The organism is Paraburkholderia phenoliruptrix (genome assembly GCF_902859825.1).
GTDB classification, from domain to species: Bacteria; Pseudomonadota; Gammaproteobacteria; order Burkholderiales; family Burkholderiaceae; genus Paraburkholderia; species Paraburkholderia phenoliruptrix.
In genome coordinates this window covers 242,097-254,756 of record NZ_CADIKB010000001.1, presented here as the reverse complement: position 1 = coordinate 254,756, position 12,660 = coordinate 242,097, and the positions used below count along the sequence as shown (strand labels likewise).

10 protein-coding genes are annotated in these 12,660 nt (G+C 64.0%); 7 read left to right on the top strand and 3 right to left on the bottom strand.

Going from position 1 to position 12,660, the window contains the following annotated elements:
• Positions 1–5: 5 nt before the first annotated feature.
• The 3 genes from HV711_RS01205 to pdxR form a co-directional block, all read right to left on the bottom strand.
• The gene (locus HV711_RS01205) at positions 6–1,415 is read right to left on the bottom strand and encodes a circularly permuted type 2 ATP-grasp protein (RefSeq protein WP_035476617.1); all 1,410 of its coding nucleotides are present in this window, start codon (positions 1,413–1,415) and stop codon (positions 6–8) included.
• A gap of 359 nt (positions 1,416–1,774) precedes the next feature.
• Positions 1,775–2,227: an HU family DNA-binding protein gene (locus HV711_RS01200; protein WP_013590705.1), complete on the bottom strand. Its 453-nt coding sequence runs from the start codon at positions 2,225–2,227 to the stop codon at positions 1,775–1,777.
• Between the two features lie 458 nt (positions 2,228–2,685).
• The gene (gene pdxR, locus HV711_RS01195) at positions 2,686–4,161 is read right to left on the bottom strand and encodes a MocR-like pyridoxine biosynthesis transcription factor PdxR (RefSeq protein ID WP_035476389.1); all 1,476 of its coding nucleotides are present in this window, start codon (positions 4,159–4,161) and stop codon (positions 2,686–2,688) included.
• 469 nt (positions 4,162–4,630) lie between these two features.
• Here pdxR and HV711_RS01190 point away from each other — a divergent pair, with 469 nt between their 5' ends.
• The 7 genes from HV711_RS01190 to HV711_RS01160 all read left to right on the top strand — a co-directional run bounded on the left by HV711_RS01190 (position 4,631) and on the right by HV711_RS01160 (position 12,629).
• The gene (locus HV711_RS01190) at positions 4,631–5,203 is read left to right on the top strand and encodes a cupin domain-containing protein (RefSeq protein ID WP_013590707.1); all 573 of its coding nucleotides are present in this window, start codon (positions 4,631–4,633) and stop codon (positions 5,201–5,203) included.
• 171 nt (positions 5,204–5,374) lie between these two features.
• Entirely contained in the window at positions 5,375–7,003 is a 1,629-nt protein-coding gene (locus tag HV711_RS01185) for a peptide ABC transporter substrate-binding protein (protein WP_035476392.1), read from the top strand.
• Positions 7,004–7,018: 15 nt separating this feature from the next.
• Positions 7,019–7,957, top strand: a complete 939-nt coding sequence (locus HV711_RS01180) for an ABC transporter permease subunit (protein WP_035476395.1) — start codon at positions 7,019–7,021, stop codon at positions 7,955–7,957.
• Positions 7,958–8,010: 53 nt separating this feature from the next.
• Positions 8,011–8,874 carry an ABC transporter permease gene (locus tag HV711_RS01175; protein WP_013590710.1) on the top strand — a complete coding sequence of 288 codons (864 nt, stop codon included), beginning with the start codon at positions 8,011–8,013 and terminating at the stop codon, positions 8,872–8,874.
• Position 8,875: 1 nt separating this feature from the next.
• Positions 8,876–9,877: an ABC transporter ATP-binding protein gene (locus tag HV711_RS01170; RefSeq protein WP_035476398.1), complete on the top strand. Its 1,002-nt coding sequence runs from the start codon at positions 8,876–8,878 to the stop codon at positions 9,875–9,877.
• Positions 9,874–10,893, top strand: a complete 1,020-nt coding sequence (locus HV711_RS01165; protein WP_013590712.1) for an ABC transporter ATP-binding protein — start codon at positions 9,874–9,876, stop codon at positions 10,891–10,893. Before HV711_RS01170 ends, HV711_RS01165 begins: the two co-directional genes overlap by 4 nt.
• Before the next feature lie 173 nt (positions 10,894–11,066).
• A complete protein-coding gene (locus HV711_RS01160) occupies positions 11,067–12,629 on the top strand; it encodes an OprD family outer membrane porin (protein ID WP_013590713.1) in 1,563 nt (520 codons plus the stop codon).
• Positions 12,630–12,660 lie beyond the last annotated feature (31 nt).

The window sequence follows — 12,660 nt, the reverse complement described above, 5'->3', positions numbered from 1 at the left end:
CCGCGTCAGTCGACCATCCACGTGTCTTTGGTCCCGCCTCCCTGCGACGAATTGACGACGAGCGAGCCCTCCTGCAACGCGACCCGGGTCAGTCCGCCCGCGACCATCGTGACCGTCTTGCCCGACAGCACGAACGGACGCAGGTCGATATGGCGCGGCGCAATGCCGGATTCGACGAAGGTCGGGCAAGCGGAAAGCGCCAGGGTGGGTTGCGCGATATAGCCCGCCGGGCGCGCGATCAGACGCTCGCGGAACGCTTCGATCTCCGCCTTCGTCGAGGCGGGCCCGACGAGCATGCCGTAGCCGCCCGCGCCGTGCACTTCCTTGACGACGAGTTCCGGCAGATGCGCGAGCGTGTAGGCAAGATCGTCGGCCTTGCGGCACTGGAACGTGGGCACGTTGTTCAGGATCGGCTTCTCACCCAGGTAGAACTCGATCATGTCCGGCACGTACGGGTAGATCGATTTGTCGTCGGCGATGCCCGTGCCCATCGCATTGGCGAGCGCGACGCGCCCCGCCCGATACGCGGTCAGCAGGCCGGGTACGCCGAGCGCCGAATCGTTGCGGAACGCGAGCGGGTCCAGAAAATCGTCGTCGACCCGGCGATAGATCACATCCACCCGCTTGGGCCCCTGCGTCGTGCGCATGAACACATAGTTATCGTCGACGAACAGGTCCTTGCCTTCCACCAGCTCGACGCCCATCTGTTGCGCAAGGAACGTGTGCTCGAAATACGCGGAGTTGTACATGCCCGGCGTCAGCACGACCACGACCGGATCGTCGACGCCTTCGGGCGCGACCGAGCGCAGCGTATCGAGCAGAAGATCGGGATAATGTGCGACGGGCGCAATGCGGTTCTGCACGAACAGCTCGGGGAAAAGCCGCATCATCATCTTGCGGTTTTCGAGCATATAGGACACGCCCGACGGCACCCGCAGGTTGTCTTCGAGCACATAGAACTCGCCGTCGTCGCCGGCGCGCACCACGTCGACGCCGGCAATATGCGCGTAAACACCGAGCGGCACGTCGACGCCCTGCATTTCCGGCCGGTATTGCGCGTTGGTATAGACCTGGTCCGCGGGCACGATGCCGGCGCGCACGATCTTGCGATCGTGATACACGTCGTGGATAAACAGATTGAGCGCCTGGACGCGCTGACGCAGGCCGGCTTCCAGCGTCTGCCATTCGCCGCGCGGAATGATGCGTGGAATGAGATCGAAGGGAATCAGCCGCTCGGTGCCGGAGAGGTCGCCGTTCACGGCGAACGTAATGCCGACCCGGCGAAACAGCAGGTCGGCTTCCGCACGCTTGCGTGCGATCGCTTCATTGCCCTGCTTCGAGAGCCACCGCTCAAAGCGCGCGTAATGTGGCCGCACGGCATCGTCATGATGACGCATCTCGTCATAGCATCGCATGTCACGCCCCGCTCTTGTTGTCGGATAGAAGGCGAATGCGCTGCGCATTCGGTGTTCGACTTCATTCAAGCAAGCGCTATGCCATTGAGCTTTTAGCGCGCCAAACCGGCAGACATGCACATGAAGCGCGCATCGCAAAGCGTCGCGCGTCGCTGCCATCGTACTGCTGCCGCACACGATGCGCTAGTACAGTGCATAAGTGGCCCCGACGATGCAGCGCGTCGTATTTTGGGGCGCACCGCACGAGAGAGCGCGGAAGGCAGGCGCCAAAAAAATCCCCGTGGAGTTGCATCCACGGGGATTCTGACTGCTTGCAATGCCGAGGCCTGAGCCGCCCTGAGCAAAGGTGTGAAGCGAGCTTAGCCTGCTGCAGCGTCCTTCAGCTTCTTCAGCGCACGTGCCTTGATGCGCACGCTAGCCGGCTTGGCCGGGAACCAGCGCTCTTCGCCCGTGAACGGGTCTTTGCCGAAGCGCTTTTTCTTGGCCGGCACGGCTTGCACGACGATCTTCAGAAGACCCGACAGCGTGAATTCGCCGGCGCCCTTCTTATGCACTGCGCCGAGGATCGTGTCTTCGAGCGCGGCCAGAACGGCCTTGGCAGCCTTCGGTTCGACCGCTGCGCGTTCAGCAACGTGTGCAGCCAGCGAGGCCTTCGTGAAGGTGTCCTTGATCGGCGACGGTGCGCCGGACGCCTTCACGGCGACCTTCTTAGCTGCGGGAGCTTTCTTCGCAGGGACTTTCTTTGCAGCAACCTTCTTGGTCGGTACCGGGGCAGCAGCCTTCTTGGCCACCTTTTTTGCGGAAGTCGGCATGTTTCTCCTACCTGTTGTGGTCAGTGAATTGCACGAAGCGCACACCGTATGCGCACGCTTCAACGCCGGATTCTACAAGCGCTCATGCGATTTGCGCGACTCTTTTGTGTATCAGAGCACAGGTTTGTTGCGCGGCGCAGACTGCCGAACTCATTTTGAGCCTTGTTTCAGGGGCTAAACTGCTTCTGCGCACGGGGCAACACCGATTGGTAAAGTGCGTTACAAGCGGTTTCAACCCCTGTATAGCGGGACATTCTGCGCGGCGGCGACGGCTGTGTGCGCCGTCGCCAGAACATTTTTAACGCTTTGAACAGGCCGTTTGCGCTACGCACGAGTCCTTTGCGCGCCATGTCGCTCGCTCGCGAATCGAGCCTCGGACAGAGCCTTCGGGTAACTCCGCATTGGCCGCACCACATGTGCCGTTGCAACGTCACGGCGCCGGGCGCGCTTGCATGCGGCTATGAAGGGAGTCGCGGCAGGATGCCCGCAAGCTTCTGCAACGCAGCGTCGATATGTTGCCCAGCAATGTTGCCGTAGCCGAAGATCAGACCCGCCTGCGGTTTCGCGCGCTGATAGAACGGCGACAGTCCATACAGACCGATCGACGCGTCGCGCGCGGCCGTCACCACCGCCTGCTCCGTGAGCGGCGCCCGCAAGCGCGCCGCGAGGTGGATGCCGGCCGTCGGCACGATCGGCTCGAACCACGGCGCGAGCGGGCCTTGCAGATGCGAAAGCAGCGTCGCACGCCGCGCCGCATAGGTCTTGTGCATGCGCCGCAGGTGCTTGGCGAAATCGCCGTTCAGCATGAACGAGGCAAGCGCGGTTTGCGTGAGTGTGCAGCCGTGCCAGTCCGCGATCTGGCGGGCCTTGAAAAGCGGCCTGAACAGCGATGTCGGCGGCACCACGTAGCCGACTCGCAGTTCCGGAAAAATGGTTTTGGAAAACGTGCCCACATAGGCGACGAGTCCTGCACGGTCGAGACTTTTCAGCGGCTCCATCGGCCGGCCTTCAAAACGGTACTCGCAGTCGTAGTCGTCCTCGATAATCACGGCACCGCGTTTTTGCGCCCATTCCAGCAGTTCGACGCGGCGCTCGAGACTCATCGGCATGCCGAGCGGAAATTGATGGGACGGCGTCACGTAGACGAGCCGCGCGTTGTCCGGCAATTTGCCGACGATCAAACCCTCGCGGTCGACCGGCACGTGCGCCACGCGCGCGCCAGTTGCCGTGAAGCACGCATGCGCGGGCGGATAACCGGGATCTTCGATAGCGGCTACTTCGCCGGGCCCGAGCGTGACGCGCGCGAGCAGGTCGAGCGCGTGCTGCGCGCCTTGCGTCACGATCACTTCTTCCCAGTTGCTGGACACCGCGCGATTGAACGCGAGGTAGCGCGAAATCGCGAGCCGCAATTCCTGTTCGCCCGCCGCGTCACGATAAGTGCCGGGACCGCGCGCTTGCGTACGCAGCGCGTGATTCACACAACGGCGCCAGGCGTCGAACGGGAACAACGTCTTGTCAGTGGCCCCGCCGACGAAATCGTGCGGCGATGCCACGGAAGGCCGCGGCATCGGCAGGCTGTCGGGCATCTGCTCCCACAGCGGTTGGGCGCGCGCGGCGTCGCTCTTCGTCTTCGCAGGTTCGCGCGACGAAGCGGCCGCGCGCGCATGAGGCGAGCGCTCGGCCGGCAGGCGCTCCAGACCGTCGGCCACGAAGGTGCCCGAACCGGCCCGCGCGGTGAGATAACCCTCCGAAAGAAGCCGCTCGAAAACATCGAGCGTGGTCTTGCGCGAGACGCCGAGCTGCGCGGCGAGATCGCGCGTGGACGGCAAACGCGTGCCGCCGGCGAGGCGCCCCTCCAGGATACCGGCGCGCAACTGCCGATAGATCTGCCCGGAGAGGTCGTGATGCCCTTGAACGGCAATGTGGATTTCCATTCTGACTGGCTACCTGTTATGTCCGCGACATGATACTTCCGCGTGGCCAATGGCAGCGGCCCGCTTGACGCACCGCCGCGGGCGCTACGTGGGCGGTGCGCCCGCGCAATGGTCCTCGATTCGCAGCGCCGCACGGCAAACCGTGCGCGTGCCGACAATCGCGTGCGGCCTGCGCGAACCGGCGCATCGCTGAAGCCAACTCTGCTTGCTACGGCCGCCCGCCTATCCACCGCGCATAGATACAGACACCGCCGAATCGTGTCACGTCCCTTTCCGAAGAAAGCCGCGGCATTTCCGCATTGCCGGCCGCATCGGCTGAGCGTCTTGTAGCTTCTGGCAACATAGCGTGTTGTCTCGAAAATGGCGGTGGGTTTGAAGCCGGGGCCTCAGGCCCGCAGTCCCGGCAAGGCCGGATCAAACCATATTTGCTTATATCAAACAAATTTTGACGGGCTAATTTCCTCCTGCTATGGTCACGACAATTCATAAGAGCAATGCGGCACTCGAAGTAGGCAGCAAGATCCGCGCGCTGCGGCAACGGCTGAAGCGCACGCTGGACGACACGGCAACCGCGGCGGGCATTTCCAAGCCGTTTTTGTCGCAGGTGGAGCGTGGTCTCGCATCGCCTTCCATCACGTCGCTGGCCGGCATCGCTCACGCGCTCGGGGTCACGGTGCAGTATTTCGTCGACACACCGAGCGAGGAGCGCTCGGTGAGCCGCGGCGATCAGCTGAAGTTCTTTGGTTTCGCGGACTCGGCCAATCTGTTCGCGCGTCTGACCAACGTGACCGGTGGCCGGCAGCTCGAGGCGATCCTCGTGAAGATGCCGCCGGGGCAAAAGCGTTCGGAGGTCACGACGCACGCCGGTGAAGAGTTTTTGTATGTGATCGACGGCGAAGTGTCGTTGACGCTGGAAGGCAAGACGTTTGTTCTGCGTGCAGGAGACAGCGCGCATTACGAATCGACGGTGCCGCACAGCTGGATGAACACCGCGCGCGTGGAATCGGTGGTGGTCTGGGTGGGCACACCGAGGCTGTTTTAAAGAAGCAGGCTGCTTTCCCGGTTCATCCGGCAGGACAGCCTGCATTACTAAATGTAAGGATTCCTGCATGTTGGACAAACAACAAGGGCCGCCCCGGCCCGAACAAAGCAGATAGCCAGGCGCATTGACGCCGGCGCTTTCTTCTCTCGACCTTTCCTGCGATCTGAACCGATGAAAACCCCGTTTGCCTACGCGACGGCGCTGAGTGCGCTCGTCCTCAGCTTTACCTCGTCCTTTGCACCTTCCGCTTTTGCCGTCACCGTGCCGGCCGGCGTCGCGCTCGCGGCCAGCCAGGAAATAACCCGGCAGGTGCCGGGGGAAACCGAGTCGCTCGACCCGGCGCACATCGAATCCTGGACCGGCAATACGATCGCGCTCGACCTCTTCGAGGGCCTCACGCGCATCGACGCCGCCGGCGCGATCGTGCCCGGCGTCGCGCAATCGTGGACGCGCACCGGCCCCGACACATGGGTGTTCAAGCTGCGCCATGATGCCCGCTGGAGCAATGGGCAGCCCGTCACCGCAAACGATTTCGTGTACGCATGGCAGCGCGTGCTCGATCCGAAAACCGGCTCCAAGTACACCGTGCTCGTCGAATTCGTGAAGAACGCCAAGGCGATTCTCGCCGGCAAGGCGCCGCTCTCGAGCCTGGGCGTGCGCGCCGCCGACCCGTACACGCTCGAAGTCACCACGGAGGTGCCCGCTGCCTTTTTCCCGCAACTCGTCGCCATGACGACTATGGCCCCGGTCAACCGCGACGTCGTGACGAAATTCGGCGGCGACTGGACGCGGCCGGGCAACTTCGTCGGCAACGGCCCGTATACGCTCGCCGACTGGCAGCCGGGCAACCGGCTCGTCGGCACGAAGAGCAAGACGTACTGGAACGCGAGCAAGGTCGTGATTACGAAAGTGACCTATCTGCCGATTGAAAACGACGAAACGGCCATGCGCATGTATCAGGCCGGCCAGTTCGACTACACCTATTCGATTCCGTCCGGCATCTACGCGCAGGTGAGCAAGCAGTTCGGCGCCGAGCTGAAAACCGGCCTGCAGATCGCCACTTACTACTACAGCCTGAACAACGAAGATCCGCTGTTCAAGGACAAGCGCGTGCGTCAGGCGCTTTCCATGGTGCTCGACCGCGATCTGCTCACGCAGCGCCTGACCGCCGACGGCGAGCTGCCCATGTACGGCCTCATCTCCAAGGGCACACAAGGCGCGGCCGTATTCAAGCCCGACTGGGCAAGCTGGCCGATGGAAAAGCGCGTGGAGTACGCGCGCAATCTGCTGAAAAGCGCCGGTTATTCCGACGCAAAGCCGCTCACGTTCACGCTCACCTACAACACGAACGATCTGCACAAGAAGGTTGCGCTCTTTGCAACATCCGAATGGCGCACGAGACTCGGCGTCAACGCGAAGCTCGAAAACGTCGAATACAAGGTGCTGCTCAAGCAGCGCCACGACGGCAAGGTGCAGGCGTCGCGCGACGGCTGGTTCGTCGACTATAACGACGCCATGTCGTATTTCGACCTGATCCGCTGCAACAGCGTGCAGAACGATCAGCGCTACTGCAATCCTCAAGTGGACAAGATCGTCGACGAAGCCAACCAGCAGCTCGACGACGCCAAACGCACCGCGCTCCTCACCGAGGCACACACCATGGCGATGAACGACTACCCGATGGTGCCGCTCTTCCAGTACTCGGCGGTGCGGCTCGTCAAACCGTACGTGGGCGGCTACACGTCGACCAACTACGTCGACCAGCGTGCCACGCAGGACATGTACCTGATCAAGCACTAAGCGCGGAGCACCGACATGCTGGCCTATACGCTGCGCCGCACGCTGTGGGCGATCCCGACGATTCTCGCCGTGATCACCGCGTGCTATCTGCTGCTGCATCTCACGCCGGGCGGCCCGTTCGACACCGAGCGGCAACTGTCGGCGGCCGTGCTCGCGAACCTGAACGCGAAGTATCACCTCGACGAACCGCTGTGGCTGCAGTATCTCCACTACCTCGGCTCGCTGCTGCGCGGCGATCTCGGGCCGTCGTTCCGCTACGCCGACTGGTCGGTCAACGACCTCGTCTGGAAAGCGTTGCCGGTGAGCCTCGGAGTCGGCGGCGGGTCGGTGCCGATCGCCGTCGTGATCGGCGTCGCGCTCGGCACGCTCGCCGCCGTGCGCCGCGACCGTTTCGTCGATCACGCGGTGATGGTGCTCGGCAATATCGGCAACGTGGTGCCGCCTTTCGTGCTCGGGCCCGTGCTCGTCTGGATCTTCGCGATCCTGCTGAAAACCTCCGAGGGCCAGGGCTGGCTGCCGGCCGGCGGCTGGGGCGAAGGCGAATGGCGCTACCGCGTGCTGCCGATCGTGCTGATCACCTTCATCAACGTCGCGGCGATTGCGCGTGTCATGCGCGGCAGCATGATCGAAGTGCTGTCCGGCAACTTCATCCGCACCGCGCGCGCCAAGGGCTTGCCGGGCCGCACGATCGTCTTGCGTCACGCCCTCAAGCCGGCGCTCATGCCCGTCGTCTCGCTGCTCGGCTCGCTTTGCATTTCGTCGATCACCGCGGCTGTCGTGACCGAGTCGGTTTTTGCGCTGCCGGGCCTCGGGCAACTGGTGGTGAACGGCGCGATCAATCGCGACTACACGCTCGTGCTCGGCCTCGTCGTGCTGACCACCGCCGCCGCCGTGCTCTTCAACCTGCTGGTCGACCTCGCCTATGCGTGGCTCGACCCGCGCATCCGGTACTGATCATGGCCCGCTCTCTTCAATCGACTGCCGCGGCGCGCGACCCGCTCGCCGCCATGACCGGCGCTGCGCGCTCGCGCGGCCCGCTTGCCCGCGCCGCCGCGCGCTTCGTTCGCAACCGCGCGGCGTTCGTCAGCAGCGTCGTGCTGTTGCTGATCGTGCTCGCCTGCGTCGCCGGGCCCTGGCTTCTGCCCAATGCTCCGATCGACAGCGACTGGTCCGCAATCAGCCTGCCGCCGACATGGCAAAACATGCACTGGTTCGGCACCGACGAACTCGGCCGCGACCTGCTCGCGCGCACGCTGCAAGGCGGGCGCGTGTCGCTCGAAGTCGGACTGCTCGGCACGCTCGTGTCCGGGCTGATCGGCGTCGCGTATGGCGCAACCGCCGGTTATCTCGGCGGTCGCGTCGATGCGGTGATGATGCGCATCGTCGACATGATGTACGCGATTCCCTACATGCTGATCGCCATTCTGATGATGACGCTGTTCGGCCGCGCGTTCTATCTCGTCGTGCTCACCATCAGCGCGTTCTCGTGGCTCGACATGGCGCGGGTGGTGCGCGGCCAGACGCTGTCGCTGCGTTCGCGCGAATTCATCGACGCCGCCAAAGCCATCGGCGTGAGTTCGCGCTCGATCATCGCGCGTCATATCGTGCCGAACCTGTTCGGCGTCGTGGTCGTGTACGCGAGCGTGACCGTGCCGAACATCGTGCTCACTGAATCCGTGCTGTCGTTCCTCGGCCTCGGCGTGCAGGAACCCATGACCAGCTGGGGCGTGCTGATTCAGGACGGCGCGCAGAAGCTCGAGTCCATGCCGTGGCTGCTGCTCTGCCCGGCTCTGATGTTGTGCGTCACGCTCTACTGCGTGAATTTCGTCGGCGACGGTCTGCGCGACGCATTCGATCCCAAGGACCGCTGACATGCCGCTACTCGAAGTCAAAGATCTCAGCGTGCGCTTTACGCGCCGCGAAGGCGCGCCCGTCGACGCGGTGCAACGCGTATCGTTTTCGCTCGAAGCAGGCCGCACCCTCGGCATTGTCGGCGAATCGGGTTCGGGAAAGAGCCAGACGGTGATGGCGCTCCTCGGTCTGCTCGCGGGCAACGGCCAGGTATCGGGCGAAGCGCTCTATCGCGGCGACAATCTGCTCGCCATGAATGAAGCCGCGCTCAACAGGATTCGCGGCGACCGCATCGGCATGATTTTTCAGGACCCGATGACCTCGCTCAATCCGTTCCTGACGATCGAGCGGCAAATGACAGAAACGCTGCAACTGCATCGCAAGATGTCGCGGCGCGAGGCGCGCCGCCGGGCGATCGAAGCGCTGGAGTCGGTGCGCATTCCCGATGCCGCGCGCCGCATCGGCATGTATCCGCACGAGTTCTCCGGCGGCATGCGGCAACGCGTGATGATCGCCATGGCGTTGCTGTCGGAGCCCGAAATGCTGATCGCCGACGAACCCACCACCGCGCTCGACGTCACCGTGCAGGCGCAGATCATCGAGTTGCTGCGCGAGCTGAATCGCGAGCGCGGCACCGCGATCATTCTGATCACGCACGACATGGGCGTCGTTGCCGGTCTATGCGACGACGTGATGGTGATGTACGCCGGCCAGACCGTCGAGCAGGCGAGCGCCGCCACGCTCTTTGCCGCGCCGACGCATCCGTACACGCGCGGGCTGCTCAACGCGCTGCCGCGCCTCACCGACGACAGCGACGACGAACGCCCCCTGCAAACCATTCCCGGCAACCCGCCCCTGCCCGGCGAAGCGGGCGCGGGCTGCGCGTTCGCGCCGCGCTGCACGTATTGCAGCGACGCATGCCGCGAGTCGCGTCCCGTGCTCGTTGCAACGGCGAACGACCCGCGGGCGCGGCGCGCCTGCCATCGTCCGGCGGCCGACATCCTGGAGGCACAACACGTATGAACGCGACATCCGTTGCAAGCAACGAAGCGACCACCCTGCTCTCGGTCGAACAGCTCAAGGTGCAATTCGGCGTGCCGCGCGGCGGCTACCCGTGGTCGGGCAAGGCGACACTGCGCGCCGTGGACGGCGTCTCGTTCAGCGTGCGGCGCGGCGAGACAGTGGGGCTTGTCGGCGAATCGGGCTGCGGCAAGTCGACACTCGCGCGCGCGATCATCGGACTCGCGCCCGTCGCCAGCGGCAGCGTGCGCTGGCTCGGCAACGAGACGGTGTTGCCTGCGGGGCGTCGCGACACGAGCCGCCTGCGCCGCGACGTGCAGATGATTTTCCAGGACCCGCTAGCGTCGCTCGATCCGCGCATGACGATCGAACAGATTGTCGCTGAGCCGCTCGTTGCGCACGGCAGACAGCTTGCGCGTGCCGACATGCAGCGCCGGGTGCTGACGATGCTGGAGCGCGTCGGTCTGAACGCGCAGCATATGCGCCGCTATCCGCATGAGTTTTCCGGTGGTCAATGTCAGCGCGTCGGCATTGCGCGCGCGTTGATCGGCGAACCGCAACTCGTGATTTGCGACGAACCGGTATCCGCGCTGGATGTGTCGATCCAGGCGCAGATCGTCAACCTGCTGCGCGATCTGCAGCGCGAGTTATCGCTTTCGCTCATTTTCGTCGCGCACGACCTCGCGGTCGTCAAGGCCATCAGTCACCGCGTGCTCGTCATGTATCTCGGTCGCGTCATGGAATTCGGCGACAAGCGCGATGTGTACGGCACGCCGCGTCATCCGTACACGCGCGCGTTGCTCTCCGCCGTGCCGGTGCCCGATCCGGCAATAGAGCGCGCGCGGCGCCATCTGCTGTTGCGCGGCGAGATTGCATCGCCGCTGAATCCGCCTTCGGGCTGCGCATTTCGCACGCGCTGCCCCGATGCGCTCGACGCCTGTGCGGCACAGATTCCGCCGCCTGTCACGCACGGCTCGAACGCGACGCGGGTGGCCTGCATTCGTGTCGGCGACGGCTAACGCCAGCCGCCTTTAACCGAAGTACAAGCACAACCCTAACGACCCGATTCTCCGGCGCGGCGGTCTCGCCGCGCCGTTGGATTCGCTCGTCCTGCAATCCGCAAGACGGGCGATTAGCGTGGACTGGCTAACCGCCGGCCGAAGTTTCATCACCATTGCCGAGACATCCTTTAATGAAAAACAACACACCACGAACCCGGTCGAAAAAGTCCGGAGTCACTGCCGCGATCTGCTGTGCCTTCACCGTTCCCGCGCTGGCTATCGCCGCGAACGCCTACGCCGACGACAGCGTGACGCCGCCCGCGCCCGAAGCGAGCAACGCCGCGCCCGCCGCACAAGCGTTGTCGTCGCCTGCGCAGGTGTCGCAGGCTCAACCTGCGAACAAGCGCCGCGCGGATCAGGGCGGGCAGATCCGCAACGATCAGCCGGATACGACGAACGCCCTCGTCAACGCGGAAGCTTCTCAAACCGTTACGCCGCCCGAGCCGCCTTCGAGCCAGGCCGCGAGCAAGGGCTTTATCGCGGATAGCCATTTGAATCTGCAATTGCGCAATTACGCGGATTACTTCCAGGCGCCGCCCAACCTCTACCGCCATGCGTGGGTGCAAGGTGCTCAGGTCAACTATGAATCGGGCTTCACGCAAGGGCTCGTCGGCTTCGGCGTGGATGCGTCGCTATTCGGCGCATTCAAGCTCGACGGCGGCAACGGCGCGGGCAACATGGTGCACGTCGGCAAAAGCGGCGGCGGCTCGCAGCAGCTCGCGTGGGCGTACCCGGGCATGTACGACATCAAGGGACGCATTTCGGAAACGGTCGTCAAATACGGCCTGCAGGACGTGACGAATCCGTTTCTCGAGCCGCACGACAACCGCGCGTTGCCGCCCACTTTCCTCGGCGTCTCCGTCGTCAGCAACGATCTGGTTCACACCACGCTCGAGGCCGGCAGCTTCACCAAGGTCGACGCACGCGGCCACACGAACCTCACCAATCTGACCACCTCGTACGGCGGCACGCGCATCGACCGGCTGACGTATCTGGGCGGCACCTGGCACTATGCGAAGAACGGCGAGATGTCGCTTTACGTCGACCAGGCGGACGATGTCTGGCGTCAATACTACGGTTCGGTCTCGCAGTCGTTCGGCGATCCGACCACGATCAAGTGGAGCGGGCTCGCCAACATCTACTCGACGCACGACACCGGCGCGTCGCGCCAAGGGCACATCAACAGCAATGCGTATAGCCTCTCCGTGTCCGCGCAACACGGGCCGCACGCGCTGCTGCTCGGCTATCAGCAGGTGCTCGGCGACCAGTTCTTCGACTACGTGAACGAGACCAACGGCATCTATCTCACCAACTCGATGGACGTCGACTACAACGCGCCGCACGAGCAATCGCTGCAATTGCGCTATACGTTCGACGGAAAATACGCGGGCGTGCCCGGACTCAAGGCGATGTTGTGGGGCGCGTACGGCTGGGGCGCCGATGCATCGGCGGGCGCTGCGGAGAATGCGTCGCCGAGCGCCGCGCTGCACGATCTGTACTGGAAGAACGGCCAGCCCGTGCACGGCCATCATCACGAGTTCGGCTTCATTCCGAGCTACACGCTGCAAAGCGGCCGCTTCAAGGACACGAAGGTCACGTTCATCGCCATGTGGCACAACGGCAGCGCTTACTACTCGGACGGCAACAACATGGAATACCGTCTGGTCGTGAATGTGCCGGTGAAAGTGTTCTGAGCGCCGCGCGCGCCGCAAGAAGACGGGAAGG